This window comes from Kordia antarctica (genome assembly GCF_009901525.1).
Classification (GTDB): domain Bacteria; phylum Bacteroidota; class Bacteroidia; order Flavobacteriales; family Flavobacteriaceae; genus Kordia; species Kordia antarctica.
The window spans coordinates 4,994,047-5,017,856 of sequence record NZ_CP019288.1; the positions used below are offsets into that span (position 1 = coordinate 4,994,047).

General features: G+C 33.3%; 21 protein-coding genes. 7 read left to right on the top strand and 14 right to left on the bottom strand.

Going from position 1 to position 23,810, the window contains the following annotated elements; translation table 11 throughout:
• The first annotated feature begins 26 nt into the window (after positions 1–26).
• The 3 genes from IMCC3317_RS20870 (at position 27) to IMCC3317_RS20880 (ending at position 5,599) form a co-directional block, all read left to right on the top strand.
• Complete coding sequence (locus tag IMCC3317_RS20870; protein WP_160131409.1) at positions 27–3,437, top strand: beta strand repeat-containing protein; 3,411 nt, start codon at positions 27–29, stop codon at positions 3,435–3,437.
• A 78-nt stretch (positions 3,438–3,515) separates the two neighbouring features.
• Entirely contained in the window at positions 3,516–4,529 is a 1,014-nt protein-coding gene (locus IMCC3317_RS20875; protein ID WP_160131410.1) for a hypothetical protein, read from the top strand.
• Positions 4,530–4,531: 2 nt separating this feature from the next.
• Positions 4,532–5,599, top strand: coding sequence for a WD40/YVTN/BNR-like repeat-containing protein (locus IMCC3317_RS20880; RefSeq protein WP_160131411.1), 1,068 nt, complete (start codon positions 4,532–4,534; stop codon positions 5,597–5,599).
• A gap of 125 nt (positions 5,600–5,724) precedes the next feature.
• On the opposite strand, the gene IMCC3317_RS20885 is transcribed toward IMCC3317_RS20880, so the two are convergent.
• The 5 genes from IMCC3317_RS20885 to IMCC3317_RS20905 form a co-directional block, all read right to left on the bottom strand.
• A complete protein-coding gene (locus IMCC3317_RS20885; protein ID WP_160131412.1) occupies positions 5,725–6,189 on the bottom strand; it encodes a sensor of ECF-type sigma factor in 465 nt (154 codons plus the stop codon).
• A gap of 11 nt (positions 6,190–6,200) precedes the next feature.
• Entirely contained in the window at positions 6,201–6,725 is a 525-nt protein-coding gene (locus IMCC3317_RS20890) for a hypothetical protein (RefSeq protein WP_160131413.1), read from the bottom strand.
• 30 nt (positions 6,726–6,755) lie between these two features.
• A complete protein-coding gene (locus IMCC3317_RS20895) occupies positions 6,756–7,298 on the bottom strand; it encodes an RNA polymerase sigma factor (protein ID WP_160131414.1) in 543 nt (180 codons plus the stop codon).
• A 154-nt stretch (positions 7,299–7,452) separates the two neighbouring features.
• Complete coding sequence (locus tag IMCC3317_RS20900; RefSeq protein ID WP_160131415.1) at positions 7,453–9,270, bottom strand: ABC transporter ATP-binding protein; 1,818 nt, start codon at positions 9,268–9,270, stop codon at positions 7,453–7,455.
• Positions 9,270–10,994 carry a phospho-sugar mutase gene (locus tag IMCC3317_RS20905; RefSeq protein ID WP_160131416.1) on the bottom strand — a complete coding sequence of 575 codons (1,725 nt, stop codon included), beginning with the start codon at positions 10,992–10,994 and terminating at the stop codon, positions 9,270–9,272. The genes IMCC3317_RS20900 and IMCC3317_RS20905 overlap by 1 nt, the downstream gene beginning before the upstream one ends.
• Before the next feature lie 88 nt (positions 10,995–11,082).
• Here IMCC3317_RS20905 and IMCC3317_RS20910 point away from each other — a divergent pair, with 88 nt between their 5' ends.
• Complete coding sequence (locus tag IMCC3317_RS20910; RefSeq protein ID WP_160131417.1) at positions 11,083–13,740, top strand: T9SS type B sorting domain-containing protein; 2,658 nt, start codon at positions 11,083–11,085, stop codon at positions 13,738–13,740.
• A gap of 268 nt (positions 13,741–14,008) precedes the next feature.
• Here IMCC3317_RS20910 and IMCC3317_RS20915 read toward each other — a convergent pair whose 3' ends face one another.
• Entirely contained in the window at positions 14,009–14,965 is a 957-nt protein-coding gene (locus tag IMCC3317_RS20915; protein ID WP_160131418.1) for a glycosyltransferase family 2 protein, read from the bottom strand.
• A gap of 9 nt (positions 14,966–14,974) precedes the next feature.
• Positions 14,975–15,478, bottom strand: a complete 504-nt coding sequence (locus IMCC3317_RS20920; protein ID WP_160131419.1) for a DUF4199 domain-containing protein — start codon at positions 15,476–15,478, stop codon at positions 14,975–14,977.
• Between the two features lie 146 nt (positions 15,479–15,624).
• Here IMCC3317_RS20920 and IMCC3317_RS20925 point away from each other — a divergent pair, with 146 nt between their 5' ends.
• The 3 genes from IMCC3317_RS20925 to IMCC3317_RS20935 all read left to right on the top strand — a co-directional run bounded on the left by IMCC3317_RS20925 (position 15,625) and on the right by IMCC3317_RS20935 (position 17,567).
• Positions 15,625–15,876 carry a type B 50S ribosomal protein L31 gene (locus tag IMCC3317_RS20925; RefSeq protein WP_160131420.1) on the top strand — a complete coding sequence of 84 codons (252 nt, stop codon included), beginning with the start codon at positions 15,625–15,627 and terminating at the stop codon, positions 15,874–15,876.
• Positions 15,877–16,000: 124 nt separating this feature from the next.
• Positions 16,001–17,176: a GlmU family protein gene (locus IMCC3317_RS20930; protein WP_160131421.1), complete on the top strand. Its 1,176-nt coding sequence runs from the start codon at positions 16,001–16,003 to the stop codon at positions 17,174–17,176.
• 10 nt (positions 17,177–17,186) lie between these two features.
• Positions 17,187–17,567: a hypothetical protein gene (locus IMCC3317_RS20935; RefSeq protein ID WP_160131422.1), complete on the top strand. Its 381-nt coding sequence runs from the start codon at positions 17,187–17,189 to the stop codon at positions 17,565–17,567.
• Between the two features lie 13 nt (positions 17,568–17,580).
• Here the strand turns inward: IMCC3317_RS20935 and IMCC3317_RS20940 are convergent, their stop codons facing one another.
• The 7 genes from IMCC3317_RS20940 to IMCC3317_RS20970 form a co-directional block, all read right to left on the bottom strand.
• Complete coding sequence (locus IMCC3317_RS20940; protein WP_160131423.1) at positions 17,581–19,035, bottom strand: TlpA family protein disulfide reductase; 1,455 nt, start codon at positions 19,033–19,035, stop codon at positions 17,581–17,583.
• A 67-nt stretch (positions 19,036–19,102) separates the two neighbouring features.
• Positions 19,103–19,369 (bottom strand): hypothetical protein, encoded by a 267-nt coding sequence (locus tag IMCC3317_RS20945; RefSeq protein ID WP_160131424.1) that lies wholly within the window; start codon positions 19,367–19,369, stop codon positions 19,103–19,105.
• A 250-nt stretch (positions 19,370–19,619) separates the two neighbouring features.
• A complete protein-coding gene (locus IMCC3317_RS20950) occupies positions 19,620–19,919 on the bottom strand; it encodes a hypothetical protein (protein WP_160131425.1) in 300 nt (99 codons plus the stop codon).
• Between the two features lie 27 nt (positions 19,920–19,946).
• Positions 19,947–20,252 carry a hypothetical protein gene (locus IMCC3317_RS20955; protein ID WP_160131426.1) on the bottom strand — a complete coding sequence of 102 codons (306 nt, stop codon included), beginning with the start codon at positions 20,250–20,252 and terminating at the stop codon, positions 19,947–19,949.
• A 78-nt stretch (positions 20,253–20,330) separates the two neighbouring features.
• Entirely contained in the window at positions 20,331–21,443 is a 1,113-nt protein-coding gene (locus IMCC3317_RS20960) for an ISAs1 family transposase (RefSeq protein ID WP_160128944.1), read from the bottom strand.
• 62 nt (positions 21,444–21,505) lie between these two features.
• Positions 21,506–21,787, bottom strand: coding sequence for a hypothetical protein (locus IMCC3317_RS20965; protein WP_160131427.1), 282 nt, complete (start codon positions 21,785–21,787; stop codon positions 21,506–21,508).
• Positions 21,788–22,168: 381 nt separating this feature from the next.
• On the bottom strand, positions 22,169–23,785 hold the full coding sequence (locus tag IMCC3317_RS20970) for an ABC transporter substrate-binding protein (protein WP_160131428.1): 1,617 nt from the start codon (positions 23,783–23,785) through the stop codon (positions 22,169–22,171).
• Positions 23,786–23,810 lie beyond the last annotated feature (25 nt).

A 23,810-nucleotide genomic window follows, 5' to 3' on the forward strand; every position in this document is an offset into this window, starting at 1 on the left:
TAAAACTAATCAACAATAATTCTATTATGAAAAAACAATTACCCCTCGTAATTGTGTTTGTATTAAGCCTTTTAGGAGTGACAAGCTTGCAAGCACAAACGCTAAATGAAGTCATGGGAACCGGTTCTGGTGTAAACATTACTACCGGAGATTTTAATACCATGTATGGAGATAGTACAGGTAGCTTTGTAACCTCAGGTTCAAGAATGGTTCTTCTAGGATATTCCGCTGGTCGTAGTATGACAACTCAAAGTGAGTTGATAGCAATCGGTTACTTAGCTGGATATTCAAACACTTCAGGTTTTGATAACACATATGTTGGTTATGAAGCTGGTCGTTTAAATACAACTGGTGGAGATAACACATTCATTGGTGCAGAGTCTGGAGAAATGAACACTACTGGTTATGACAACACGTTCGTTGGAGAAGAATCTGGAGCAAATAACACCACTGGTTATGAAAACACATTCATTGGAGAAGATGCTGGTTTTAGTAATACTACTGGTTACAAACAAACTTTTGTCGGAAACGAAGTAGGTATTTCATCTGACGTAGGATATAGAAACACTGCTATTGGTAGTGAAGCAATGAGTGATGTAGATGATGGTCACCACAACACAGGAGTTGGAGATTCTGCTGCAATTGATATTGGAGATGGTATTTACAATACTATGATTGGAGCCGCTGCAGGTGTTGCTACAGAATATGCAGATTATAATACATTTGTTGGAGCACAAGCAGGTTGGGATAACAACCGTACAAATAATACAACAAACGCAAACCACAATACATATTTAGGTTTCTCTACTGGTTTTACAAACAGAGAAGGACAATATAATGTTGGTATAGGATCGCTTGCAGATTTTGATAACAACAACAGATCTAATGCTATTTTTATGGGATATGATATCAATGCAAGTAATAACAACGTTATTGGAGTTGGTAACAGAGCTTTTGCTGATGGACAATTTTCAGTTTCTTTAGGACATGATCATGATGTAAGAGGTCAAAACTCTATTATGATGGGTTATTTAGGAAACATGTCAGCCTTAGCTGATTATTCAGTTGGTATTGGAGATAGAGTCGATATTGAAGAAAATGACGTAGTTGGTATTGGTCGTTTGGTAGATGTTGACAATCAGCAAGCAGTTGCTATTGGTTCTACTACGGTAGCACAAAATGATGGAGCAATTGTAATTGGATACACTGCATCTTCAACTGATCCAGGAGCATTATTACCCACAAACAACATTGCTATTGGGTATGCCGCAAACGTACAAGGAACAAATTCAGTTGCAATTGGTAATGCTGCAACTGCGGTAAATAATAATACAATGGTTCTTGGTGGTGCAACAAATCCATTAAGTGTTGGTATCGGAACTAATACACCAAATGCAAAATCTTCTTTAGACTTAACAGGAGCAACCAAAGGTTTACAACTAAACCGTATGCTTACCGCAGAACGCACTGCTTTTGGAACGACTTTAGCTGTTGTTGATGAAGGAATGATTGTATATGATTCAGAATTAGATAACACGTACTATTGGGACGGAACGCAATGGAAAGGCATGATGGATACAGATGCACAAGCAATTTCAGTTGCCGCAGATGTTTTAAGCATTACTGGAGACGCAGGAACTGTTGATTTATCAGGTTATTTAGACAATACAGATGCACAAGCAATTTCAGTTGCCGCAGATGTTTTGAGTATTACTGGAGATGCTGGAACTGTTGATTTATCAGGATATTTAGACAATACAGACGAACAAGCAATTTCAGTTGCTGCAAATGTGTTAAGTATTACTGGAGATGCTGGAACTGTTGACTTATCAGGGTATTTGGATAATACAGATGGACAGGCAATTTCTTTAACTGGAGATGTTTTAAGTATTTCAGGCGACGCTGGAACGGTTGATTTATCAGGATATACAAACACAGACAGTCAAAATTTATCATTATCAGGAACAACTTTAAGTATTTCTGGCGGAACTGGAGCTGATTTATCTTCATTGCAAGATGGAACAGGAACTGACAACCAAGAATTATCTATTGCTGCCAACACCTTAAGTATTTCGGGTGGAGCAACTACCATAGATTTATCAGGATACTTAGATAATACAGATACACAAGCAATTTCAGTTGCTGCAGATGTGTTAAGTATCACAGGAAGTGCTGGAACGGTTGATTTATCAGGATATTTAGACAATACAGACAATCAAAATTTATCATTAACAGGAACAACGCTAAATATTGCAGGTGGAACAGGAGCTGATTTATCTTCATTGCAAGATGGAACAGGAACTGACAGTCAAGCAATTTCAGTTGCTGCGGATGTGTTAAGTATCACAGGAAGTGCTGGAACAGTTGATTTATCAGGATATTTAGACAATACAGACAATCAAAATTTATCATTAACAGGAACAACGCTAAACATTGCAGGTGGAACTGGAGCCGACTTATCTTCATTACAAGATGGAACAGGAACAGATAACCAAGAATTATCAGTAGCTGCTAACACATTAAGTATTTCTGGCGGAGCAACTACAATAGACTTATCAGGATATTTAGACAATACAGATAATCAAAATTTATCATTAACAGGAACAACCTTAAACATTGCAGGCGGAACTGGAGTTGATTTATCTTCATTACAAGATGGAACAGGAACAGATAGCCAAGAATTATCGGTTGCTGCAAATGTGTTAAGTATTTCAGGTGGAGCAACTACAATAGACTTATCAGGATATTTAGACAATACGGATAATCAAAACTTATCATTATCAGGAACAACCTTAAGTATTTCTGGAGGAACATCAGCTGATTTATCTTCATTAGCAGATGGAACAGGAACTGACAATCAAGATTTATCATTATCAGGAACTACCTTAAATATTACTGGTGGAACTGGAGTTGATTTGTCTTCTTTTTCAGATGGAACAGGAACGGATGATCAAAACTTAACATCTGCAACATTATCAGGAAACACACTAACGGTAGCTATTGAAGGTGGAACTTCTGTAAACGTAGATTTATCACCAGTTTTAAGTGCATTAGAAGCTGAAAATACATCACAACAAGCACAAATAGATGATTTACTAGCAAGAGTTACAACTATTGAAGCATGTGCATGTGATGGAACATTATCATTGCCAGGTGGAGCACCAGCATCAAGAAGCGGCGCTATTTTATACCAAAACATTCCAAACCCTTTCAATGATACTTCATCAATTCGTTACTTTATTCCACAAGATACTAGTGGAAACGCAGCGATTGTATTTGTAAATACTGCTGGACAAGTGATTTCAACTGTTGATATTACTAACAGAGGAGAAAGTGAATTAGACATAAACACACGTTCATTATCTTCTGGTATGTACTACTACACATTATATGTTGGTGGTAAAAAAGTAGCTACTAAGAAAATGATTATCGAATAAAACCAAATAAGGGTTCAATTCTTAAATTAAAGCAAAAAAGCTTCGCAGTCTGCGAAGCTTTTTCTATTTTTAAAAACTATGAAAACGCTCAATATAGACTTTCTAAACACAGGATTAATTATCCTCTCATTCCTATTAGCTTGTTGGTTGCCTTTTGAACTTTTCTTATTGTCATATGCAATCTTAGGTCCGTTGCATTACTTCACAGAAATAAATTGGATTCGCGATAAAAACTACTTTGTAGTCAATAAACTCTGGATTTACCTCATCATCATAGCAGCCTTTTTAATTTCAATACCTGCCTTATTTCAACTTCCGTATCTCGATCAATATCAAAACAATACTGCTGTACAATACATAATGCGTAAACTTCCGCTATATTTCAATGCTGGACTCTTTTTGGCAATTGTAGCGGCTATTGCATTCACGGTTGTAAAATCGAAAAAGCATCAATATATTGTGTTAAGTGTTGGCGTGCTATTCGCGGTATTATTTCACTTTTTCCCATTCTATCATTTAATCATTGGAATATTGTTGCCAACAGTTATTCATGTATATCTTTTTACATTGATATTTATGTGGTATGGAAATCTAAAATCAAAAAGTCGCATCGGATATTTCAATGTCATCTTACTCGCCGTCATTCCATTCATTATCGTTTTTCTCTCAATTTCAACCTTATCATATAGTATCAAAATTGATACACAAAGAATTTATGCAGAAAATAATTTTTATATATTGAACATAAAGCTTGCAGAAGTACTGGGACTTTCAGACGGAAAACCCTTTGCTTTTAATAAATTAGTAGACATCAAAATTCAAATATTCATTGCGTTTGCATACACGTATCATTACCTAAACTGGTTTTCAAAAACTACCGTAATTGGCTGGCATAAAAAGCTTTCTAAAAAACGTTCAATCACTATAATTTTACTATGGATTTTTTCTGTTGGATTATACTTTTACAACTATAAAATTGGTTTAATCGTATTGCTATTCTTGAGTTTTTTACATGTATTTATGGAATTTCCGCTGAATATTATTTCCATCAAAGCAGTTGGAAAATCCATCTTCAATCCTAACAAATCATAACTATGCGCTCTATAATTTCCGTTTGTATCCTAACATTATTTTTTTCTTGTTCTGAAAAGAAAAAGGAAGTAGCAAAACAACCTGAAAAAGCAATTGCTGAGGTTTCTATTCAAACTATTTTTAATGATTCTATCAGTATCAGAGCAATTGCAATTACACCTGAAAACGATTTGGTATATGGCGGAAACAAAACTACGATTGGACATTACAATACAACTTCAAACCAACATAAAAATCTATTAAAAGGAAAAGTAGCTGATTCGCTCAATGTGAGTTTTAGAGCTGTCGCTTTCGCGAATGAACACACGTTTGGAATTAGCATTGCCAATCCTGCATTACTATATAAAATTTCGACTGATGGAACTGTGAAATTAGTCTACGAAGAAACAAACGAAAAAGTATTTTACGATGCAATTGCTTTCTGGAATGATAAAGAGGGAATTGTCATGGGCGATCCGACAGAAGATTGCATAAGTATCATAATTACGCGTGATGGCGGAAATACATGGAAGAAAATTTCCTGCGATAATTTACCAAAAGCAATAGCTGGAGAAGCTGCTTTTGCCGCAAGTAATACAAATATTTCAATTATAGGAAACGAAACTTGGATTGCAACAGGAGGAAAGGCGAGTAGAATTCTATATTCGGCAGATAAAGGAAACACGTGGGAAGTATTTGAAACGCCAATAATTCAAGGAATAGAAACCACAGGAATGTATTCAGTAGATTTCTATGATGCTAAAAACGGATTCGCCATTGGTGGCGATTATACAAAAGCGGACGCAAACGAAGCAAACAAAATCAGAACTTCCAATGGCGGAAAAACGTGGAAAATCGTTGCTAAAAATCAAAATCCAGGCTATAGAAGCTGTGTGCAATATGTGCCAAATAGTAATGCAAAAGAATTGATTGCTGTTGGTTTCAAAGGAATTGATTATTCTAACGATGCAGGAAATACTTGGAAACAACTCTCCGACGAAGGATTCTACACAATTCGTTTCCTAAATGATTCTACGGCGTATGCGGCGGGGAAAAATAGAATTGCTAAATTGTTATTCAATCGAAAGTAAAAATCTACCTGAAAAGGGTTATAACGATTTTAACTTCAACTTCAAAACAAAAAGAGCATTTCTGTTTAAAGGAAATGCTCTTTTCTAATCAATGCGGTTAAGAATACAAAAGTATTCTAGGTTTTTTAGGGCATTGATTTATTTTTATCGTGTTTATCTCGAAACTGTTTCATCAGTTTTCTATTAAAATCGCGTTCTGCTTTTTTCAGGCGGATAATCTTTTTTGCAGGAAGAATTCCTCTGAGTTTTTTCATTAACGCTCTGTTGTTTTCATAAACTTGCATTTCCAGCGCTTCAATTCTATTCAAGATAATTATTGCTTCTGCTTCCGTCATGCTTTCGAAATTGTTTACGTCTCTCTTTATCTTGTTCATTCCTTTCACACGCAACTCATGATTTTTATCGTCATACGTGTTGTAAACAGGCCAAAATTGTTGTGCTTCCTTTTCAGTTAAATCCAAATTTTCCGTAAAAAAAGCAATCTTTAATACCTTAATTTTTTCTTTGTTTTTTTTGCCAAAATTACCGTTTTGCGCCATTCCTGCAAAGAGCCCAAAACATAAAAAAAAGAGTGTAGTATATAGTTTCATTTTTTTATATTTTATTCAATTAATAAATCATAAGGATCTATGGTATTTTCCAAATAATCTATCGTTTCTGTTTCGTTTAAACTCACTTCAAAAAGGCTAGAAACGTCAATGTTTTCTTCTTCAAAAGCAGTCATTAATTCGTAATTATTCAATGCGATTAAATCATTCTCAATAAACGTATTAATTTCACTATTTACAACACTATCAATAGAATTATCGACGGTTTCATCTTGGAAAAAATTGATCGCACCCAAAAATAAAACACACGCTGCAGCAGCATATCCAATATACTTTAGGAAACTTTTCTTAGTATTTAATGGAATTACTTTTGTTTCGTTTTCACTTGAAAATAATTGTGCTGAAAGTGAATCTTCCAAACCATCAAAATAAGTGTCAGGAACTTTAAATCCTTCTTCTTTTGGAATGATCGTTTCTGTTTTTATGCTATCAAAAAGACGATCTTCAAACGTCTCAAAATAATCTTTTGGCGTTGTAAATCCTGAATTTTTGTTGATATGTAATTTTTTATTTTTCACAATGGTTTGACTCTAAATAGGATAAAAGGTTTAATCCGTTAAATAATTTTCTATTTTTTTCACTGCATGATGATACGAAGCTTTCAATGCGCCAACTGATGTATCTAAAATTTCGCTCATATCTTTGTATTTTATATCGTCAAAATAACGCATCGTAAAAACAAGTTGTTGTTTCTGTGGTAAAATTGCAATCGCTTTTTGCAGTTGCAACTGAATTTCGTCGCCTTCAAAATATACATCGGCTTGTAAATTATTAACCAAATGATCTTTCAATTCTTCCGAAGAAATTCCTGATTTTTTTGCGCGCTGATTAATAAACGTAATCGATTCATTCGTTGCAATTCGGTACATCCAAGAATATAATTTACTGTCGCCTTTAAACTTATCAATACTTCTAAACACTTTAACAAACGTATTTTGAAGTACATCATCGGTGTCTTCATGACTCGTTACCATTCTTCGAATATGCCAATACAAACGCTCTTTATACGTAGACACAAGCTCTCGAAACGCCTTTTCTTGCGTTTTCGGATTCTTCAAATCATCAATAAGAGTGGTTTCTACGACGTTCAATTAATTGCGTTTGATGTTTAGACGTTAAAAAAAAGAAATAGTTTAATCTAAAGGTGTGAAATGTTAAATGTTGAATTTTAAATGTAAAAAATAATTTTAAAACCTAAAACCTAAAACCAACAAAAAACGAATAGACAAAAAAACAAAAAAACAACTATATCGACTGCATCTGCACCAACTTCGTATACACCATATTGTTGCTAATCAACTCTTCATGCGTTCCTTGTTCTACAATTTCGCCTTTTTGCATCACAACAATCACATCTGCATTCTGAATCGTAGACAATCTATGTGCAATGACGATGGAAGTTCTATTCTTCATCATATTTTCAAGCGCGACTTGTACCAAACGTTCGCTTTCGGTATCTAGTGCAGAAGTTGCTTCATCCAAAATCATAATTGGCGGATTCTTTAAAACGGCTCTGGCAATACTCAAACGTTGTTTTTGTCCTCCAGATAATTTTCCACCAGAATCTCCCACATTATGATCGAGAACTAGAGGTAAATCCTTTACAAATTCCCACGCATTTGCGATTTTCAATGCAGCAATCACTTCTTCGTCGGTTGCGTCTTGTTTTCCAAGTTTCACGTTATTACGAATCGTTTCATTAAAAAGGATAGAATCTTGCGTTACGAGTCCCATTAAGCCACGTAAAGAATGTTTGGTGAGTGTTTTTATATTCTCGCCATCAACTTCAATACTTCCTTCGTTTACATCATAAAAACGCGTTACAAGATTTGCAATCGTACTCTTTCCACTTCCCGATTGTCCAACTAAGGCAACTGTTTTCCCTTTCGGAACTGTTAGTGTAAAGTCTTTCAATACGTACGTTTCATCATATTTAAAAGAAATATTTCTTAATGTTATTTCTGAATTAAAACCTTCTTTTACTTTTGCATTTGGTACATCTGCAATAGGACTTTCTGTTTCTAAAATTTCCAATACACGATCAGCAGCAGCATTTCCTCTTTTCACACTGTAAGATGCTTTTGAAATTGCTTTTGCTGGTGTTAAAATTTGCCATGATAATCCAATATATGCGATAAATGCACTGGCTTTCAACGTATTTTCGACCAATACCATATTTCCTCCATACCAAAGAAGTACAGCAATAATGACAATTCCTAAAAACTCACTTATTGGAGAAGCTAAATTTTGTCTGTTTAATAATTTATTTGAAAAACTAAAAAATCGATACGTAGATTCTTTGAAACGGTCACCAAAGTAAGATTCTCCATTAAATCCTTTAATCACGCGCAATCCTCCTAATGTTTCTTCTAAATGTGATAAAAAGATTCCTTGTTCTTTTTGGGTATTTTCAGAATGTTTCTTTAATTTTTTTCCAACCGCAGAAATAATAAAACCAGAAACCGGAATAAAAATAAATACAAAAAGTGTCAGTTTTGGACTGATGAAAAACATAGCGCCAATCGTAAATAAAATTGTCAAAGGTTCTTTAACTACAAGTTCCAATACGGATAAAAACGAGTTTTGAATTTCTCCTACATCAGCAGAAGTACGCGCAATGACATCACCTTTTCTTTTCTCTGAGTAAAAAGAAATTGGTAATTCCATGATTTTATCATACAATTCATTTCGAACATCTTTCAAAATTCCGTTTCGTAAAAATGTAATAAAATACATTGCCAAGTAGCCAAATATGTTTCTAAAGAAAAACAGCACGACAATCAAAATGATCATATACATCAATGTGTTTATTTCTCCTTCAGATTCAGAAGTTGTCGTGATAAAGTAATTTAGATAATTTTCTAAATAATCTTTGATATTACCATCAAAAATTGGTTTTTCAGTTAGTTTTTCTCCTTCATCAAAAAGTACGGTAAGCATTGGAATTAAAGCAACCATTCCTAGTGTGCTAAACAAAGCGTAAAGTACATTAAAGAAAATATTTAAATACGCATATTTTTTATAAGGTATTGCAAAGCGCAATATTTTTTTGATATAATTCATTAGTTAAGTTTCATTTCTAGTACGATGCGATCAATTTTTGCATCGAGTTGTTTTTCTACAGCTTCAAAATCAGCTTTGTTTGCTAAAGGCAGATTCACACTAAAGTAGAATTTTATTTTAGGTTCTGTACCACTTGGGCGCGCGGCAATTTGAGTGCCATCAGCCGTGTAATAAATTAATACGTTTGATTTTGGAATCTGAATTTTAGATGTTTTACCAGTTTCCATGTTGGTTGTAGTTGCAGTTTGATAATCTTCAATTCTGATTACTTTAGAACCATCAATAGTTGTTAACGGATTTTCACGTAAATCAATCATTGTTTGCTTGATTTCAGCGGCGCCATCCATTCCTTTTTTTACTAAAGAAACTAATTTCTCTTTGTAAAATCCGTGAGAAACGTACATGTCAATCAAAGACGCATAAAAAGAACTTCCATCAACTTTTGCTTGTGCGGCAATCTCACATGCCAATAATGTAGCAGTAACTGCATCTTTATCACGTACAAAATCACCTGTCATAAATCCGAAACTTTCTTCGCCGCCGCCAATAAATTCAAGTTCTGGAAAATCTTTAATCATTTTGGCAATCCATTTAAAACCTGTCAAGCCAATTTTACATTCTACCTTATATGCTTCCGCTAATTTTCCCATCATTGGTGTAGACACAATCGTAGAACCAATAAATTGTTTTCCGTTTATTTTATTGTTATTTTTCCATTGTTGCAACAAGAAATCGGTCATTACAACCATCGTTTGATTTCCATTTACGATTATCATATTTCCATCCAAATCACGGACAGCAACTCCCAAACGATCACCATCTGGATCTGTTCCAATTACGATATCGGCATTTACCTTATCAGCCAATTCCAACGCCATTTTTAATGCTTCTGGTTCTTCAGGATTTGGAGAAACTACCGTAGGAAAATCGCCATCAGGTGTTGCTTGTTCTTCAACAATATGAACATTTTTATAGCCAGCTTTTTTCAAAACTTCTGGAATTAATGTGATCGAAGTTCCGTGCAAAGAGGTAAACACGATATTTAAGTTATCCTTTTCAGGAGATTTAAAATCTGCGTTTGCCACACTTGCGTTCGCGAAAGCTTCATCGACTTCGGCATCAATCAAATGAATCAAATCATTTTTTGCTTCAAACTTGATTTGAGCAAAATCTAAGGCATTAATTTCTTGAATAATTTCTTCATCTTCTGGTGGAACAATTTGTCCGCCATCTGTCCAATACACTTTATAACCATTGTATTCTGGCGGATTGTGTGATGCTGTCAACACAATTCCTGCATGACAATTTAAATATTTTACTGCAAACGATAATTCTGGAGTCGGACGTAAATCTGAAAATAAATATACTTGAATATCATTCGCTGAAAATACAGCTGCAACCGTTTCTGCAAGCGATTTACTATTGTGTCTGCAATCGTATGCAATGGCAACTTTTAATTGTTGATTTGGGTATATTTTTTTGAGATAATTACTTAGTCCTTGTGTATTTTTCCCTAACGTGTATTTATTGATTCTATTCGTTCCAGGCCCCATAACGCCGCGCATTCCGCCAGTTCCAAAAGCTAAGTTTTGGTAAAAACTTTCAGTCAATTCTTTTGGATTGTTATCTATAAGTTGTTGCACTTTTGTTTGCGTATCTGAATCAAAATTTGGAGCTAGCCAAGCAGTTGCTTTCTCCAAAATTTTAGCGTCAATCTTTGTCATGTATAGGTATTTAAGTTGCTAAAATAATGAATTCATTTGGTTTCTATTTTGATACATTAGATATTTTAGATAACTTTAATGTATTGCTATGATTGATATGAAAGAAAATTCTCTAAAACTCTTTTGCATACTTCTCTTTTTTTGTATCTCAGTAAGCGCGCAACGAGAAACTGCTCATTGGTTTTTTGGTGTAAATGCTGGACTAAATTTTAATACGGGAACACCAATCGTATTAGATGCTGGTCAGGTAAATACGCTTGAAGGTTGCTCAACGATTTCTGACGCAAATGGAGCACTGTTATTCTACACAGATGGAGTTACAGTATGGAACAGAATGCACGAAATAATGCCAAACGGAACGGACTTAATTGGAAGTTTGTCCAGTACACAATCGTGTATCATAATTCCAAACCCTGCGAATTCAAATATATATTACATTTTTACAACTGATGTTGTGGATTCGTATGATATAATTTCGGGTCAAAGTAATGGATTTAATTATTCCATTGTCGATATGACTTTAAGTGGCGGAATGGGCGCAGTAACCATGAAAAACATAAATTTATTACCAAATACATCCGAAAAGGTAAGTGCAGCGCTGAGTTCTGACGGAAATTTTTGGGTAATTACACATCGTAACAATCAGTTTTTTTCGTTCAAAGTAACTTCGGCTGGCGTCAATACAATTCCTGTGGTTTCTAACACAGCACATTCTGTTCCTGATTATAAAAATATTAGAGGAAATATGAAAATTTCTCCTAACGGAACAAAATTAGCTATTGTACATACATTATTTGAGCCAGATCAAGCTGGTTCGTTGTATTTGTATGATTTTGATAGTACAACGGGATTTGTCACTAACGAAGATTTTTTAGGAGATGATTTGATGTTTTATGGTGTTGAATTTTCTTCGAATTCTACAAAACTATACGCTTCTGGAAAATTATTTTCTGGAGGAAATTCGTTCGCAAACATGCAATTGCAACAATATGATGTAACTTCAACGGATGTTCCGAATACAAAATACATTGTGTATGATTATGTGCAAGGTCTAGTAATATCGTCTTTGGCTGGAAGTTTACAATTAGGAATGGACAAACGAATTTATCATTCCTTACCAGGAAATAGAATCTCAACGGTAAATACGCCAAATTTACTTGGTGCTGCCTGTGATTTTGACTTTGAAAGTGTGGATTTAGGATTGCATTTTGCACGTTTTGGATTGCCTGCCGCTGTACAATCGTATTATGAAAGTATTGCAACAATTGAAAATTTCTGTTTTGGAGATGAAACTACGTTTGCAATAGCTTCTGAAAATGATATTACTGGAATCGATTGGAATTTTGGCGATCCAGCATCTGGAAATAACAGCATGTCTTCTGTAATTTCGCCAACACATACGTTTTCTAATGCTGGATCGTTTACAGTAACCGCGAATGTGACGTTTTCAAATGTGCCAAATCAGCAATTTACTGAAATCGTAGTCATTCAAGAAACACCAACTATAAATTCGTTATTTACAATTGAACAATGCGACGCTGATGACAATGATAGCGATGGTTTATCAATATTTAATCTGCAACAAGCAGTTGCTATTATAGAAGAAGATAATGGTAATTCTAATATAGATGTTTTATTTTTTGAAAACATAACGGATGCGCAAATGAACGAAAATACGTTGACAAATGATTTCTATGCAAATAGTGTAAACGAGCAAATATTATATGCACGCGTTTTTTCGTATGTAGACTGTTTTGCGATCACGCAAGTGCGACTAAAAGTAAACTCAAATACCAACTTAGGACTACATACTACGATTGATGTGTGCGAACTAAATGGCACCAGTATTTCCGTTACACAAATAGAAGATACGTTAGAAAATGATTTCCCTGGCGCAACAATCGGAATTTACAATACAAGAAACGACGCGTTATTACAAAACAATCAACTCACAAATTTCTCTCCTGTAAATGTCAACACAAACGGAGAACTGTTTTTCAGAGTTTCGTACGGAACCGAATGCGGATTTATTGGAAGTATTGAGATTAATATCGTTGGTCAGCCAATAATTGGCGATCAGGAAGCATTTTTATGTACTGGTAATGGCACTTCCGTAGAATTGTCTTTTGAGGAAAATTTTGCCAGTTATGTATGGTCTACAAACGAAATTACGCCCGCAATTACGGTAACGGAAACTGGTGTGTATACCGTTACAGTTTCAAATAGTGCAGGTTGCGAAAAGCAAATTTCGTATGTTGTTACTGAAGAACCTCCATTAACTATTGATCGTATAGAAGTAGCAGACTTTCAAGCTGTAAACACCATAAAAATAGTAGTTGCAGACGAGAATGATCCAGAAAATATTACGTATTCTATCAATGGAGGAAATTCGTTTTCAGAAAATAACGAATTTGTGAATATATATCCTGGCATTTATGACATTGTAGTGCGTCGTGGCGAATGTAATGCAGCTTCAGAAACCATTTTAGTTGGAGGATTTCCGAAATTCTTCACACCAAATGGCGATAGCTTTAATGATACGTGGCAATTACTTCAGAAAGAATATTATCCGAATGCAACTATTGAATTGTATGATAGATATGGAAAAAATTTAAACTACATCAAAGCAGACACAGAATGGGACGGAACTTACAAAGGTGCTCGGTTGCCTTCTGGCGATTATTGGTATAAGTTAACTCTTGAAAACGGAAGAATCATTAAAGGAAATGTAACCTTGAAACGTTAATTTTGCACGAAATATTCTTTTCCGCAGTGTAGAAATCATTTTTCGTTAAGAATTTTTGAAGCCTTGGAAAAAATTTAGAAAAATGAATTCGGTTTTAGCCTTTTCGGCTAAAAACACCTCTGGAAAAGCGCACTTTCTTTTGTTTCTTTTCTTTGTGCGAACAAAGAGAAAGAAAAGAATAAACAAGAAATGATGTTTTTAATTAAGAATTTTGCTTGAAAAATCAGAAAAGTTTTCTAATCTCTATTGAATTAAGACTAATTAAATATTAAAAATTCTCTGTTTCACTAATCTTATAACGTTCCTTATCGCGTTTACTTCGCAATACAATTTCGCCTAAAAATCCAGCTAAGAAAAACTGAGTTCCAATAATCATGGTTGCTAAAGAAATATAAAACCAAGGATTATCAGTTACTAAAATTGCTGGTAAATCATACGCAAGTTTGTATAATTTTGTAATTCCGATATATCCGGCAGAAGCCAATCCAATCATAAACATTAATACGCCTAATGCGCCAAATAAGTGCATCGGACGTTTTCCGAATTTAGACAAAAACCAAATCGTGATTAAATCTAAAAAACCATTAATAAAACGGTCATAACCAAATTTAGTTTTTCCATACTTCCGTGCTTGATGTATGACAACTTTTTCGCCAATATTGTGAAAACCTGCGTTTTTAGCCAATACAGGAATATATCTGTGCATTTCGCCATAAACGTCAACATTCTTAATCACACTATTTTTATATGCTTTTAAACCGCAGTTAAAATCGTGTAATTTTAATCCAGAAGTTCTTCTCGCTGCCCAATTGAATAATTTTGATGGAATATTCTTCGCAATGACAGAATCATACCGTTTCTTTTTCCAACCAGAAACTAGGTCGAGTTTTTTCTCTGTAATCATATTGAACAATTCAGGAATTTCGTCAGGACTGTCTTGTAAATCCGCATCCATTGTAATGACAACATCGCCTAAAGCTTTATTAAAACCTGCATGCAACGCTTGCGACTTTCCATAGTTCTGCAAAAAACGAATTCCTTTTACTTCGGAATGTTTTTCAGCCAACTCTTGAATAATTTCCCAAGAACGATCCGTACTTCCATCATCAATAAAAAGTACTTCATACGTATACTTATTTGCATGCATTACGCGCGCAATCCAAGTATACAGTTCTTTTAAAGACTCATCTTCGTTAAGTAGTGGAATAACTACGGATATATTCATAAAACGGTTTTATCGTTGTTTGTAAAAGGCATTGATGACCAATGAGGTAATCAAAGAAACAAAAAATCCAGTAAATAGACTCTTCAATACAATATCAATAAATAGACTAAACTTATAATTGGCTTTAAAAAAGGCTATTTTCTCAGCAACTTGATCTGGTGTAAATTGCTCATCAAGTTTTAAATCTTCTTGCGCAACGGCTGCTAATCTATTAATAAATTCAGGTTCTATAAAATTTGCGTGTATAATTTGATATACCCAAAGGATGAGTCCACCAACTAAAATAACGCCAATTCCTGTTTGCAATCCTTTTCGAATGCTGAACAATTCTCCTTCCCAATCTTTATTTGCTTTTAAAATAGCAAGTATTATAAATACGACTGTAATCGGCAACATTAAAATTGCATAGATATTTTTAGAGTCGGTATGAATATTTTGCTGATATTGCAGGATGAAAAATAAAATATTTAGAATTCCTAGCGCAATTCCGAAATGTGATGTTTTTGAAAACATGGATACAGTTTTTTAAGCAGGAGACAAATATAGAAATTCAGTTGCAGAAAATATCAAAATATTTTTATTAAAATGTTGCAAATTCAGAAATAATAATTAAATTTGCACCTCGAAAATTGAGAAAGTTATAATAAAGAATCACGAAAATGAGACAAGGTATACATCCAGAAAATTACAGAGTAGTAGCATTTAAAGATATGTCTAACGAAGATGTATTTCTTACAAAATCTACAGTGGAAACAAAAGAAACTATCGAACACGAAGGTACTGAGTATCCATTATACAAATTAGAAATTTCAAGAACTTCACATCCATTTTACACTGGTAAATCTAAGTTAGTAGATACAGCAGGACGTATTGACAAGTTCAAAAACAAATACTCGAAATTCAAGAAATAAGAATTTTGAACACAACATATTAAATGTCTTTCAGGAAACTGAGAGACATTTTTTTTTGAAAAATACTTATATTGCTATTTACAAACGCAACCCTTTTTTTACATTTACAAAAACTAAGTACATAATGAACTATATTCTCTTTGATGGAACCGTAAGAAACGCACTCTTACCATTTACCTACACGCGACCAGTTGCCGATATTAGAGTCGGAATATTAACGATTAGAGAAAAGTGGGAAACGTATCTTGGCGGAACAACCACAACGATTACAGAAGATTATTTGTCTGAAAAATATCCAATGGTAGAATTGGAAGAAAATGTAATGATTAATGCTTCTTTTTTGCCAAATGCAGAATTGACAGCTATGATTCAAGATTTATCAGCGAAACAAGCTATTTTTTGTGGCGATGAAATTATTGCATTTCACGCAACAGACGAACAAGATGAGGTTGATTTTGAGACGTATGAAGTTATTTCATATGAAGCAACATGTTTGCGAATTGAAAATACGTGGGATATTTTTTCAAAGAATGCAGAAGCCATTCAAGCTGATTTTAATTTAATTACTAGAGATAGAACTTCACAACCAATTCCGGCAACGGTAAACGTAATTGCTCCTGAAAACATATTCATAGAAGAAGGCGCAACTTTGAATTTCTGTACGTTAAACGCAAGTTCTGGACCAATTTACATTGGAAAAAATGCTGAAATTATGGAAGGAAGTGTTGTTCGTGGTGCGTTGGCAATGTGTGAAAACTCAGTTTTAAAACTCGCAACTAAAATTTACGGCGCAACAACGTTAGGACCTTTTTGTAAAGTTGGAGGAGAAGTGAACAATTCCGTATTAATGGGTTATTCTAACAAAGGACATGATGGATTTTTAGGAAACTCAGTCTTGGGCGAATGGTGTAATATTGGTGCAGATAGTAACAATTCAAACCTTAAAAATAATTACGCGCCTGTGCGTTTGTGGAGTTATGAAACAGAAAATTTTGCCAAAACAGGATTACAATTTTGCGGACTTATGATGGGCGACCACAGCAAATGCGGAATCAACACCATGTTTAACACAGGAACTGTAGTTGGTGTCAACGCAAACATATTTGGCTCAGGATTTCCAAGAAACTTTGTGCCAAGTTATAGTTGGGGCGGCGCAAGCGGATTTACAACATATTTGACAAAAAAAGCTTTTGAAGTTTGCAAAGTTGTGATGTCGCGACGAAAAATAGAATTCACCGAACAAGACGAAGCTATTTTGACACATGTTTTTGAAGAAACAAAAAAGTGGCGTAAAGATTAAAAAGTAACAAATGATAGAGATTGTCATCATCATTTTAATTGGAAAACAATTCTTTCAATTAGCTAAAAAATACAATCAAAAACTTGCTTGGATTTATGGTGTTTTGGGCGTGTTTTCCTATTATGGAGGCGCTTTCATAGCTGGAATCATTCTTGGAATCTATATAGAATTTACTGGAGAAGATCCTTTTGCGGGAGTTAGTGATTTAATATTAGGACTCATATTTATACCAATTGGCGCATTTTTTTGTTGGGGAACATATCAACTCTTCAAAAAGAAATGGCACAAAGAATATGCAGAAGAAGAACGCAAAAAGCCTAAAATTTCAGACATTGGAAAACCTGGTCAAGATTTCACACAAACTAAAAATGATGGAGATTGGCGTATATAATAATTCTGTTAGTTTACTTAGCTAAATACGAATCAATCAACGCTCTAATTTCTGTTCCTTTTGGACTCGGAGCATCTTTATGAATCATGTTTCCTTCTTTATCATACATAATATATCTAGGAATCGTTTTGAGTTGTAACTGTCTGTAAAACGAAGCAGACGGATAATTAACGGCGACAAAACTATTTCTAAAATAGATTAAATTTTCTTCTTTTGATGCAACTTGCCATTTAGAAAAATCTTGATCTATGGAAATGTATATATATACAAAATCCTTATTTTCATATGCTCGTTGTAATTTCTTAGCAGGTTCAATAGCAACTCTGCACGGAGCGCACCAACTTGCCCAAAAATCTACATAAACAACTTTACCTTTATATTGATCAATCACTTCTTTCAGGGTTGTTTTTTCTTTTGTAGCATTTACTAAATAGACTTCATCTATTTTTCCTTTAAAGGAAATAAAATCAGTTAAATACGTATCATTTATCAAATTTAAAAGCGTGGTATCTTTTACTGTTTCTGTAAACTTTTTATGATATGTTTTAAAATCATCTAGCGAGTAATTATTGGCAATTTCTTTAAGTGAATAATACAATAGGTAATTCTGTATTTTTTTAGAAAACAAATTACTTTTTTGAACAGAATCAAAAGCAATTAAATAATCATACATTGGTGTATTTCTCTTCTTGATAATTGGTATTTCAAATTCTTTAAAAACATATCTTGGCAAAAAGTGTTTGTAAATTTTATTCGCTAATAAGGTGTCATTCTTAAGTTCTATTTCATCTTTTTTAATATCTGAAAAATCTAATTGACTTATTGCGTATTTGAGTTTCGTTTTGAATAAATCATAATAATCTGCATCAAAATTTCCTATGTTATGTAAAGAATCTAAAGAAGTTAATTGTTTGACTCTATTAGCTTTTAAAATATCATAATAATCATCATATTCTTTATCTGTTCGATGTCTCCTATGTTTACCCCAAAATTGAGAATCACTTATGTAAATATCATTTTTCATATTATAAGAGACTTCAAAATTTAATTCTTTTGTCAATTCTTTCTTATTTAAAATAGTAGCATAGGGTGCATCATTTTTATACTCAAATTGAATGGTATCGCCCGCTTTTACAAGATACGTTGAAGAATAAAAATAATGATACCGATGTTCTAATAAAATCTGATTAGTTGTATTAATAATAACCGTATCATTTTCTACTAAATTATCCGATTTTAATTCTTTCATTTCGTACGGATAACTATCGAAATAATAGAGAATAGGGTCTCCCTTTAAGGAATATGATTTTCCATTTTTATGATACATTGTGTCTTTTTCAAACGTGCGTTTTCCAAAAATAAGGACAACATTTTCATTTTTTTTTAATGATTGTTGAATAGTTGAAGTCTTTTTTTTTGAACAACCGATAAGGCAAATAAAAATAATTAATAGAGAAATATATTTCATAAGTATAAAAATAAGGAAACATACTGAGTATGTTTCTTATTAAGTTTGAAAATTGTTTTTGAATATACTAGTAATACCAAGAAGCACCACCACAACCTTCACAGCACCAACGTCCACCACTTGCTACAAATGCTTTTGCTTCGTCTTTACTAACGTTTCTAACAATATCACCACCTTCACATGTATCGTCGTGATCCCCTGGAATTGTACAAGGTCTAAAAGCAGCACAGCTACCAGTTCCAGGAGATAATTCATCTACATTTCCACCAAGAATAGTACGCTGTTCAGCTTTTGTTATCGTTTTTCCTAATGTTGAAATTTTCTTAAGATTCATAATTTTTAAAATTAGTTTGACGTATTTTGAAAGTCAAAATTAAATTAAAATTTATAAAAATCCTACAATTATTGTAGCTTTAATCAATTTAATAATGTTTAATAAGCTACACTTTAAGAATTTGTTCTATGAAATATCGATTTAAATCTATAATTGATTTGAAATCCTTACAAAGATTTTTCTTAACATTAAAAGCCATTACTCATAAAAAAGTAACGGCTTTTGCTATATAAAATTTCTATCGTATCAATTAAAATTGAAAAATTAAGGGTACTTCATTCGGAAATTCGTGTATGAACAAAAAGTAACTCATTACCGAAATCAAAATAACACCAACTACTGAAAATATAATGATTGTTTTACGTCGTGATTGTTTTTGTTCTTCTTGCATCCGATTTCGGATTTTATGTAGCATGTATTCCGAAGTCTCATTATATTCAGCTACAGAAGATTCTGTGCCAATGTAACGTTCTACGCGTTCAAGCTTATCCAAACGCTTGCGCCTGTTATTTCTAATAATGCTGTTCGCTAATGATGCAAATCCTGACATAAGTGTTAAATTTTAATAAATATTTTTTTAGTTAAAAATCGAGATTGAAAATATATCTGAATCAAATGATTTAAAAAACATAAAATAGCAAAAAACTATCGTGACTAGTATACTAAAAATGATTCCTATCTTAATATTCCTTTGTCTGCGCAATCTTTCTTGTTCTTGTATTCTATGTCTAATATCTTTTAACAGACTATCTGAAGCTTCTTCATATACAGCTTTTTCTGTATCATTTTTCAGATACAATTTTCGCTGATTTTGTCTGTGCTCTAACCTACGTTTACTATTATTAAACGCAACTGTAGAAGCTGATCTTACAATAACTGGCATAGTTTTGAGGTTTTAAATGTTAATATACGACCAAAATTTTATAATTCCAATTACAAGAAAAATCGAAACAGGGCAGAATCATACTTTTAAATTTAATATTCTGAGTAAATAGTCTTCATTCCATCCAGCTTCAAGTCTTTTGCTTTTCATAGATAGCTTTTTAGAGGTTTCATTTTTCAATAGATTTAAAGCAATTTTAAGCAGAATAGAATAATTTTGAGCAGCATTTCCTGCTCTTTTTCTAGAAGCATCTTCAGAGAAAGCTACATCTAAAGTCCAATGTAATTTATTTTCTACCGCCCAATGCGAGCGTATTTTAGATTGAAATTCACTAGCATCATTTCGTAAACTTGAAATATAATATCGTGTCGCTTTTTCTGTCGCTTTATCACTATTTTTAAATTCACGAATGCTATCTATTTTTATAATACTTTGTAAATTTTTCCATTGATTGTCCTGTTCAATAAACTTAAAATCAGTAATTACGCTACATGTTCTAGTTTCAATACGCCCATGATCTAAATCATGTTTAGTGTATGTTTCTAGTTGTTTGGAAAACCGAAACTCATCTTCAATATGTTCTAATAACTGCGGTTGATTTGCTTTAACTGCTAAAATATAATCAGCATCTAGTTCAATTATTTTTTTTGCAATTTCTTTTTGAGTTCCCATAGCATCTATTGTAATAGTATTTCCTGCAATACTAAGGATGTTCAGTAATTCTGGGATCGCAGTAATTTCGTTTGACTTTTCAGCTGTTTTAACTTGACCTAGAACAAGATTGTTTTCGCAAGCCCAAGCACTAACCATGTGAATTGGCGATTTTTTACCATGAGACTTTGCGCCACGTATCGTTTTACCATCAATCGCAATTATTTGACCTTTACTTAAATTTGCAATTGAATTGACCCAATCAATAAAACAAGATTCAAATTGTTCACTATCAATAGCTGAAAAGACTCTATTGATAGTTACTTTCGAAGGAATACCGTTAGGTAATTCTAAGAATTTCTTTAAAAAAGGTTCTTTTGATTTGGCAAACCCAGCCATTTGTTCCCAAGTTTCTGCCCCAGAAATCACTGCAATTATACCAATAAGAAGGATATCTACTAAATTATGAAGCTTGTTTATATGGCTTCTGTGGTCTTGTATTTGCCCAAAAATGTCTTTTAAGTTATCAGATGGTTTCATTGAGTTAAGTAATTGATTATCAGTATAATATACGAATAATTGATAACTTAAACAATTAATAATCAGGCAAATAAATGATTATATTGTCTTAAAAAGTATGATTCTGCCCTGAAAATCGAAATAGGAATTGCTACTATAAATGAAATGATAGTTTTAATCCTATCGGAGCGTTGTTGTTTTTGGAGTTTTTCGCGGACAGCTTTTAATTGCGCTTCCGTAGCTTTTGGAAATGTAAATGTATTTCCTTCATCTTTATAATAATGTTGGTTTTTATCAAAAGGAGTTCTTCTACTTCGTCTTCTTTTAGTTCTGTCTAAATCTTCATATACTGCAAATCCTGTCATAATCTCTTTCTTTAAATGAATCGTATACAATATCTGTATCGAAAAAGATAAAAATGTTACAGCGAAAATTTATTATTGAACCTAAACTTGATGTGAAAATAACACGTAATAGATTCTTTTTCCGCAGTGTAGTATTCATTTTTCGTTAAAAATTTTTGAAGCCTTGGAAAAAATTTAGAAAAATGAATACGGTTTTAGTTTTTCAGAGAAAAAACTAAAAACACCTCTGGAAAAACGCACTTTCTTTTGTTGACGCCTGTGCTGAACTTGATTCAGTATTCTTTGTGCGAGCAAAGAGAAAGAAAGTGAAAAGCTAATTAAGCTAGTTTTTAACATAAATATTCTCTAAGATACTTGGAAGGTTTATTTATCGAGCTTACATTATTTAGCTTTCTTTACACGCTTTAACTCTAACAAATTCAATGCATTCATGCCCAAACCAGAAACGTTTTTTTGTGTAAATCGAACTACTTGATCGTAATACAAAGGAATTAATGGCGCTTCCGAAATTAACAAAGAATCCATTTTTGTGTACAATTTGGCACGTTTGCTTGCTTCGGTTTCGCGCAAAGCAGTTTCATACCATTCATCAAACTGTGGATGTTTAAAATGTGTATAATTTGGACCGTTTGGTGTGAAATTCTTACTATAAAATAATGATAAATAATTCTCAGCATCAGGATAATCGGCAATCCAGCTCGCTCTAAAAATTGGCAATTCTCCTTTGGAACGTAATTCTCGCAATGTAGAAGCAGGAATTACATTAATAGAAGCTTTTATTCCTATTTTTTCTAGCTCTCGCTGAATGTACTCACAGAAATTCAAATACTGTCCGTTGGTTGTGATAGAAACTTCAGGCGATGTATTTCCTGTTTCTTTTATATATTGAGTTACTAAATTTTTAGCGAGTTCAGGTTCGTAATCAAATCCTTTAATATTGGCAAAACCTGGCAAACCTTTCGGGATAAAACCATGAATGGCTGGCGTTCCGATTCCGCTTCGTAAATACGTGATCATTTTCTGCCGATCAAAACTATAATTCATCGCTTTGCGTAATAAGTGATGACTTGAAACATAAGTGCTATCGCCAATAAAAATCCCTAAATATTCAGTGTTTAAATACGGTCCAGAAATCATGTTGATCCTAGAAGTGTAGGTTTCTCGTAATTTTCCAGAAGCATCTAAAATTTCATCTTGATAGGAAGCATCAAGCGAATTCAAAAAATCTAAATTTCCTTGTGCAAACTGTAAAAATTCACTCTGTTTATCGGGTAAAAAAGTAATCGCGACAGCTTCTAAATACGGCAACGAATTTCCTTGCGCGTCTTCTTCAAAATAATTCGGATTCTTGCGTAAAACTAATTTTGTGTTTTCTTCCCAAATCTTAAACTGAAAAGGTCCAGTTCCGATTGGATTCGCTCTAAAATCATTTCCATAATGCTCCACAATTTCTTTCGGAACCACCGAACAATATTTCATCGTTAATAAACTCAAAAAAGCAGGAAAAGGTTGTTTCAGGGTAATTTCAAAAGTTTGATTGTCAATTGCTTTGAAACTTTCTACACTTTTAAAAATCCAGCGTCCGCTAGAAGCTAATTTATCATCTAAAATTCGACCAAAACTATATTCAAAATCGTACGCATTTACGGTTCGCGTATTATCTTTTCCAAACAATTGGTGTTTGTGAAACTGTATATCATCGCGCAAAGCAAACGTATAAATTAAAGCATCTTCAGAAATACTCCAAGATTTTGAAATAGAAGGAATTACGTTTAATTCTGAATCCATTTCAACCAAACCATTAAACAGTTGATGAACTGCCCAAATATTTCGTTGATCTTTCGCGAAAGCAGGATCTAACGACGTAATATTTGCATGCTCATTGTAGCGAAAAACTAAATGATCTCTGTTGTCTGAATTACTCTGTTCGCACGAAAAAGAAATCAACAAAAAGCAAAGAATTGATAGATAACTGATTGCGATTTTAAAATGTTGCATTGTTAATTTTATCATATTCTGAATT

What these genes read in the sequence shown, in the direction of transcription:
- IMCC3317_RS20870 (WP_160131409.1), top strand. Translation starts at nt 27, where the DNA reads ATGAAAAAACAATTACCCCTCGTAATTGTGTTTGTATTAAGCCTTTTA.
- IMCC3317_RS20875 (WP_160131410.1), top strand. Translation starts at nt 3,516, where the DNA reads ATGAAAACGCTCAATATAGACTTTCTAAACACAGGATTAATTATCCTC.
- IMCC3317_RS20880 (WP_160131411.1), top strand. Translation starts at nt 4,532, where the DNA reads ATGCGCTCTATAATTTCCGTTTGTATCCTAACATTATTTTTTTCTTGT.
- IMCC3317_RS20885 (WP_160131412.1), bottom strand. Translation starts at nt 6,189, where the DNA reads ATGAAACTATATACTACACTCTTTTTTTTATGTTTTGGGCTCTTTGCA.
- IMCC3317_RS20900 (WP_160131415.1), bottom strand. Translation starts at nt 9,270, where the DNA reads ATGAATTATATCAAAAAAATATTGCGCTTTGCAATACCTTATAAAAAA.
- IMCC3317_RS20905 (WP_160131416.1), bottom strand. Translation starts at nt 10,994, where the DNA reads ATGACAAAGATTGACGCTAAAATTTTGGAGAAAGCAACTGCTTGGCTA.
- IMCC3317_RS20910 (WP_160131417.1), top strand. Translation starts at nt 11,083, where the DNA reads ATGATTGATATGAAAGAAAATTCTCTAAAACTCTTTTGCATACTTCTC.
- IMCC3317_RS20915 (WP_160131418.1), bottom strand. Translation starts at nt 14,965, where the DNA reads ATGAATATATCCGTAGTTATTCCACTACTTAACGAAGATGAGTCTTTA.
- IMCC3317_RS20920 (WP_160131419.1), bottom strand. Translation starts at nt 15,478, where the DNA reads ATGTTTTCAAAAACATCACATTTCGGAATTGCGCTAGGAATTCTAAAT.
- IMCC3317_RS20925 (WP_160131420.1), top strand. Translation starts at nt 15,625, where the DNA reads ATGAGACAAGGTATACATCCAGAAAATTACAGAGTAGTAGCATTTAAA.
- IMCC3317_RS20930 (WP_160131421.1), top strand. Translation starts at nt 16,001, where the DNA reads ATGAACTATATTCTCTTTGATGGAACCGTAAGAAACGCACTCTTACCA.
- IMCC3317_RS20935 (WP_160131422.1), top strand. Translation starts at nt 17,187, where the DNA reads ATGATAGAGATTGTCATCATCATTTTAATTGGAAAACAATTCTTTCAA.
- IMCC3317_RS20940 (WP_160131423.1), bottom strand. Translation starts at nt 19,035, where the DNA reads ATGAAATATATTTCTCTATTAATTATTTTTATTTGCCTTATCGGTTGT.
- IMCC3317_RS20945 (WP_160131424.1), bottom strand. Translation starts at nt 19,369, where the DNA reads ATGAATCTTAAGAAAATTTCAACATTAGGAAAAACGATAACAAAAGCT.
- IMCC3317_RS20950 (WP_160131425.1), bottom strand. Translation starts at nt 19,919, where the DNA reads ATGTCAGGATTTGCATCATTAGCGAACAGCATTATTAGAAATAACAGG.
- IMCC3317_RS20955 (WP_160131426.1), bottom strand. Translation starts at nt 20,252, where the DNA reads ATGCCAGTTATTGTAAGATCAGCTTCTACAGTTGCGTTTAATAATAGT.
- IMCC3317_RS20960 (WP_160128944.1), bottom strand. Translation starts at nt 21,443, where the DNA reads ATGAAACCATCTGATAACTTAAAAGACATTTTTGGGCAAATACAAGAC.
- IMCC3317_RS20965 (WP_160131427.1), bottom strand. Translation starts at nt 21,787, where the DNA reads ATGACAGGATTTGCAGTATATGAAGATTTAGACAGAACTAAAAGAAGA.
- IMCC3317_RS20970 (WP_160131428.1), bottom strand. Translation starts at nt 23,785, where the DNA reads ATGCAACATTTTAAAATCGCAATCAGTTATCTATCAATTCTTTGCTTT.